Source organism: Nocardioides sp. (assembly GCF_031422975.1).
In the GTDB taxonomy this organism is placed as follows: domain Bacteria; phylum Actinomycetota; class Actinomycetes; order Propionibacteriales; family Nocardioidaceae; genus Nocardioides.
Window position 1 is genome coordinate 1 of the sequence record NZ_JANPEO010000215.1, and the last position, 5,655, is coordinate 5,655.

Below are 5,655 nucleotides of genomic sequence, written 5' to 3' on the forward strand. Positions count from 1 at the left end.
CGGCGAGCACCAGCGAACGGGCCATCGCCGTCGGGTTGCCGGCGCGGATGCTGCCCTCGGCCTGACCGGCGCGGATGGCGCCCTCGATCAGGCCCAGGATCAGGTCCTGGGAGCGCCCGCGACGGTTGAGGAGGTAGGGCAGGAGGAGCTCGGGGTCGAGCTCCACGATGCGCTGGAACAGCTCGTTGCCGCGCAACGCGCGGACCGTGGCGACCACCCGGTCGGTGAGCGCTGCGTCGCGACTGCCCGCACCGTGGTCGCTCGCGGTGACAATCGCGGACCACTCGCGGGTCATCAGGTCGCCCAGCAGCTTGGGCATGTCGGACCACGACCGGTAGATCGTCATGCGGGAGACGCCGGCGCGACGGGCCACCTCGGTCAGGGTCGTGCGCCGCCAGCCCACGTTGAGGATGCAGTCGCGGGCGGCGTCGAGGTAGGCGTCGGTCGCGGTCGGTTTCCCAGAGTCGTTGTGACGAAGTGACGTCATGTGTCACACTGTAACACATGAGCCCACAGATCGAGATGCACCCGCAGCGCTGGGGAGACCCCGCGGCCGCCACCTCCCTGCCCGAAACCGCCCGTGGCCTGATCGAGCTGGCCTTCGGGATCACCGAGCACCCGATGTTGGCCGGCTCGACCCCGCCGGCGCCGGTCATCGGGGCCGCCGCGCTGGCCGCGCTCGAGGGGGTCGTCGGCGTCGAGCACGTCCTGGTCGACGACGCGACCCGCGCCCTGCGCACGCGTGGCAAGTCGACGACCGACCTGCTCAAGGCGCGCTCCGGTGACCTGAGCGACGCTCCCGACGTGGTCGTCCGCCCGGCCGACCAGGCCGAGATCGAGGCCCTCCTCGCCGTGGCCGCCTCACACCGGCTCGCGGTCGTGCCCTTCGGAGGAGGGACGTCGGTCACCGGCGGCCTCGTCGCTGCGCGGGCGGCGTACGCCGCGGTGGTGAGCCTCGACCTCGTCCGGATGAAGCGACTGCTGGGCGTCGACGAGGAGTCGATGACCGCCACCCTCGAGCCCGGCCTGCGGGGACCGGAGGCCGAGGCGCTGCTCGCCGAGCACGGCATGACCCTGGGTCACTTCCCGCAGTCGTTCGAGTTCGCCACCGTCGGCGGCTTCGCGGCCACCCGGTCGAGTGGGCAGTCCAGCGCCGGCTACGGCCGCTTCGACGCGCTCGTCGTCGCGCTCACCGTCGTCACGCCGTCGGGCACCATCACCGTCGGCTCCGCCCCGGCCAACGCCGCCGGTCCGGACCTGCGCCAGGTCTTCCTCGGCTCCGAGGGGACGCTCGGCGTGATCACCTCGGTCACAGTGCGGGTGCGTCGGCAGCCGGTGGTCAAGGAGTACGTCGGCTGGCGCTGGCCCTCGTTCGCCGCAGGCGCCGACGCCATGCGCACGCTGGCCCAGGAGGGTCTGCTCCCGACCGTCATCCGGCTCTCCGACGAGGCGGAGACGGCGATCAACCTGGCCGACCCGTCCTCGATCGGTGGTGCCGGCGACCCCGGCTGCCTGATGATCACCGGCTTCGAGGGCACGCAGTCCGCCGTGGCAGCGAAGCGCGCTGCCCTCACGTCGTTGCTCACCGACCTCCACGGCGTCGACCTCGGCGAGGAGCCTGGGCTCTCGTGGGTGCACGGTCGCTTCAACGCGCCCTACCTGCGCGACTCGATGCTCGACGTCGGGGTCCTCGTCGAGACGCTGGAGACGGCGACGTTCTGGTCCAACAGGGAGCGGTTGTACGCCGATGTGAAGGCCGCCCTCGAGTCGACGCTGGGCGAGGGGGCGATCGTGCTCTGCCACATCTCGCACGTCTACGAGACCGGCTGCTCGCTCTACTTCACCGTCGCGGCCAAGGAGGCGGCCGACCCGCTGGCCCAGTGGGCCACCGCCAAGACGGCCGCGTCCGACGCGATGATCGCGGCCGGCGCCACCATCACCCACCACCACGCCGTCGGCACCGACCACAAGCCGTGGTTCGAGCAGGAGATCGGACCGGTCGGCGTCCAGGTGCTGCGCGCCATCAAGGCCTCGCTCGACCCGGCCGGCATCCTCAACCCGGGAGTGCTGATCTAGATGAAGTCCTTCTCCTTCCTCGTCAACCCCGCCTCGGGCGGCGGCGCCGCTCCCGAGGCGGTCGTCCCGATCGCGCGTCGACTGCGCGACCGGGGGGCCCGTGTCGAGGTGACCTACTCACCGGGTGCGCACGCGGCCCGGGCGCTGGTGGCCGCCGCGGTGGCCCGCGGGGACGTCGTCGTCTCCGTCGGTGGCGACGGGATGCTCTCCTCCATCGCGGGCGAGGTCGCCCACCTCGGGGGCACGCTCGCCATCGTGCCCGCAGGTCGCGGCAACGACTTCGCGCGCATGCTCGGCCTGCCCGTCGACCCGATGGCCCAGGCGGACGTCCTGCTCGCCGGCCACGAGCGCACGGTCGACCTGATCGCCTACGGCGAGCGGCTCGTCGCCGGCTCCGTCTATGCCGGGGTCGATGCGCGAGCGGCGGAGATCGTCGACCGGGCGCGGTTCGTGCCCAGGTTCGCTCAGTATCCGCTCGCCGCGCTGCGGTCGCTGGCGACGTACACCCCCGCTCGCTATCACCTCACGATCGACGGGGTCGCGCACGAGTTCGAGGGCGCCACGGTCGTGGTCGCCAACTCGGGCTACTACGGCAAGGGCATGCGCATCGCGCCCGCGGCCGTGCTCGATGACGGGCTGCTCGACATCATCGTGATCGAGGCGGCGTCCAAGCGGGAGCTGATCAGGGCACTGCCGAGCGTGTATGACGGCGGTCACGTGGCTCTCGACGAGGTGCACGTCTTCACCGGCCGGGAGATCACCCTGAGCGCGACGTCGCGTCGGCCCGTCCCGGTCGGCGGCGACGGCGAGGCGCTGGGCGTGCTCCCCGCGCCCGGAGAAGCGCCCGCCACCGTGTCGGTGCGGCCGGGGGCGCTCACCGTCATCGCGTGAAGGACCACACGATCAGCTCGGTGTCGGCCGTCGCCACGAAGCTCACACCGGGCTGATCCGTCAGTCGTACGGCGTCGCCCGGCCCGAGGTCCTGGCCGTGGAGCCGGCCACGGCCGACCGCGACGAAGGCGTGCTGGCGCGCCGCGTCCGGCAGGTCGGCGCTCATCCCCGGTCGCAGGCGGGCGATGCTCAAGGACGCGCCCCGGGTGCCGATCGGCAGGGCGGTCCCGCCCACCACGGTGGTCAGGCCCTCTCCGGGCTCGACGCGCTCCGAGCGCCAGCTCGGCGGCGTACCCCACTCGTCCGGCCGGATCCAGGTCTGCAGGAAACGCGTGGGGCCGCTGTGCGCGTCGGCCACCTCGGCGTGCCGGATCCCGGCACCGGCACTCATCGTCTGGACGTGGCCCGCCCGGAGCTCTTCGGTGTTGCCCGCGTCGTCGGTGTGGAGGAGCACCCCGTCGAGGACCCAGGTGACGATCTCCAGGTCGGTGTGCGGGTGGTCCGGATAGCCGCCACCCGGCTCGAGCACGTCGTCGTTGTGGGCGATCATCGGCCCGAAGCCGAGGTTGGCCGGGTCGTGGTGCTCGCCGAACGAGAACGAGTGGCGGGTCGTCCGGTCCAGCCCGGTTGTGGTGAACCTGCTCGATCCCGCGTACACGGCAAGCGTCATGCCGATATCTTCGCGAACGTGACCGATTTCCCCCAGTTTCCCCCCGGTTTCCGGTTGGGGACCAGCACGGCGGCGTACCAGATCGAGGGGGCGGCGCACGAGGACGGCCGGGGCGCGAGCATCTGGGACACCTTCGCCGCGCAGGAGGGCCGGATCATCGACGGCAGCAGTGGCGAGGTCGCCTGCGATCACTACCACCGCTTCGAGGAAGACGTCGCGCTGATGAAGGAGCTGGGGACCAAGGACTACCGGCTGTCGCTGAGCTGGCCCCGGATCCAGCCGACCGGGCGCGGGCCGGTGAACGAGGCGGGGCTGGAGTTCTACGACCGGCTGATCGACACCCTGCTCGCGAACGACATCCAGCCGATGGTGACGCTCTACCACTACGACCTGCCGCAGGCGCTGGAGGACGACGGGGGCTGGCTGAACCGCGACACCGTCGAGTGCTTCGCCGCGTACGCCGCCATCGTGGCCGAGCGCTATGCCGACCGCGTCGCGCACTGGATCCCGATCAACGAGCCCAATGTCGTCTCGTTCCTCGGCTATGCCGTCGGCATGCATGCGCCCGGTCGCACCCTGATGTTCGACGCACTCTGGGTTGCCCACCACCTGCTGCTCGCGCACGGCCGCGCCGTGATCGAGCTGCGTCGCCACGGCGCGACCAGCGTCGGCTGCGCCAACAACCACGCGCCGGTCTGGCCGGCCACCGACGACGACGCCGACGTGGGCGCCAGCAAGCTCTTCGACGCGCTGTGGAACGGGATGTATCTCGAGCCGATGCTGCTCGGCCGCTATCCGGCGGACCTGGCGCCGCTGCTCGACGGTCTGGCCGAGGCGGGCGACATGGCCACGATCCGCCAGCCCCTCGACTTCTACGGCGTCAACTACTACAACCCGATGCGCGTCGCGGCCGCCGCGGAGGACGCGGAGATGCCGTTCGAGTTCCGTGACGTCCTCGGCTACCCGATCACCGACCGTGGGTGGCCGGTCGTCCCCGACGCGCTGCGTGAATGGCTGATCATGTTCCGGGCCCGCTACCGCGCGGCACTGCCGCCGATCATCATCACCGAGTCGGGGTGCTCCTACAACGGGGGGCCCGATGCCGACGGGGTGATCGACGACCAGTTGCGCATCGACTACCTCGACTCCCACCTGCGCGTGGTCCAACAGGCGATCGAGCGGGGAGTCGACGTGCGCGGCTACTACTGCTGGTCGCTGATGGACAACTTCGAGTGGGCCGAGGGACTGACCCAGCGCTACGGGCTCATCCACGTCGACTTCGAGACGCTGGAGCGGACGCCGAAGAAGTCCTACTTCTGGTACGCCGCCCTCATCGCCGCCCAGGCGCGCGTCGAGTCCTGAGTCGCCCGCCCGGTCTCGCCGGGGTGGCGACCGACCCCGCACCGGGGTGGTCCGGCGCCCCTTTCCGGGGGAGTCCAGTGCCCTACCGGGGGTAGTCCAGTGGGAAAGGGTCGTCAATGGGCCCGGTCGACGACCATCTCCCACTGAACTACCCCGGAAGGTGGGAGGAGAGGGGTGTGACGGGCGGGTGGCGCCCCCATCGCAGGCTGAGGAGCGCGCAGCGAGCGTGTCGGCACCGTGCCCGGACCGGCGCACCGGGTCGCGCCGTTAGGCTGCGGACATGTCGAGTCGCCGGGTCGTGTTCGTGGTCGGATCGGGCCGCAGCGGCACCAGCACGATGAGCGGCGCCCTTCAGACGCTGGGCCTGCACGTGCCCCAGCCGGAGGTGGTGGCCGACTCCACCAACCCCAAGGGATTCGGCGAACCGCAGTGGGTCGTCGACCTGCACCACGAGCTCCTCGGCCGTTGCGGAGTGCAGGTCTCCGACGCCCGTCCCCGCGCCTGGCTCGAGGCCGGCAAGCTCAGCGCGGACCACGCCCTCCGGGAGCGGGTGTCGCAGTGGCTGGAGTCGCAGTTCGTCGACGGCGTCGACGAGCTCGTCATCAAGGACCCCCGCGCCGCGTGGTTCTTGGGCCTGTGGCGCGCAAGCGCCGAGC

At 71.4% G+C, this 5,655-nt stretch carries 5 protein-coding genes and 1 pseudogene; 4 read left to right on the top strand and 2 right to left on the bottom strand.

Annotation, left to right across the window (positions count from 1 at the left end):
* The coding region (locus tag RMO85_RS06430) for a TetR/AcrR family transcriptional regulator (protein WP_310527686.1) at positions 1–487 on the bottom strand (487 nt) is incomplete at its 3' end.
* Positions 488–504: 17 nt separating this feature from the next.
* Here RMO85_RS06430 and RMO85_RS06435 point away from each other — a divergent pair.
* Positions 505–2,076: an FAD-binding oxidoreductase gene (locus tag RMO85_RS06435; protein WP_310527688.1), complete on the top strand. Its 1,572-nt coding sequence runs from the start codon at positions 505–507 to the stop codon at positions 2,074–2,076.
* Positions 2,077–2,967 carry a diacylglycerol kinase family protein gene (locus tag RMO85_RS06440; RefSeq protein ID WP_310527692.1) on the top strand — a complete coding sequence of 297 codons (891 nt, stop codon included), beginning with the start codon at positions 2,077–2,079 and terminating at the stop codon, positions 2,965–2,967.
* On the opposite strand, the gene RMO85_RS06445 is transcribed toward RMO85_RS06440, so the two are convergent.
* Positions 2,957–3,637, bottom strand: coding sequence for a pirin family protein (locus RMO85_RS06445; RefSeq protein WP_310527693.1), 681 nt, complete (start codon positions 3,635–3,637; stop codon positions 2,957–2,959). The two genes, RMO85_RS06440 and RMO85_RS06445, sit on opposite strands and share 11 nt — an antisense overlap.
* Positions 3,638–3,655: 18 nt before the next feature.
* Between RMO85_RS06445 and RMO85_RS06450 the strand changes: the two genes are divergently transcribed.
* Both RMO85_RS06450 and RMO85_RS06455 read left to right on the top strand, forming a co-directional pair.
* A complete protein-coding gene (locus RMO85_RS06450; protein ID WP_310527694.1) occupies positions 3,656–4,999 on the top strand; it encodes a GH1 family beta-glucosidase in 1,344 nt (447 codons plus the stop codon).
* A 280-nt stretch (positions 5,000–5,279) separates the two neighbouring features.
* Positions 5,280–5,655, top strand: a pseudogene (locus RMO85_RS06455) (sulfotransferase family protein); the annotation flags it as partial.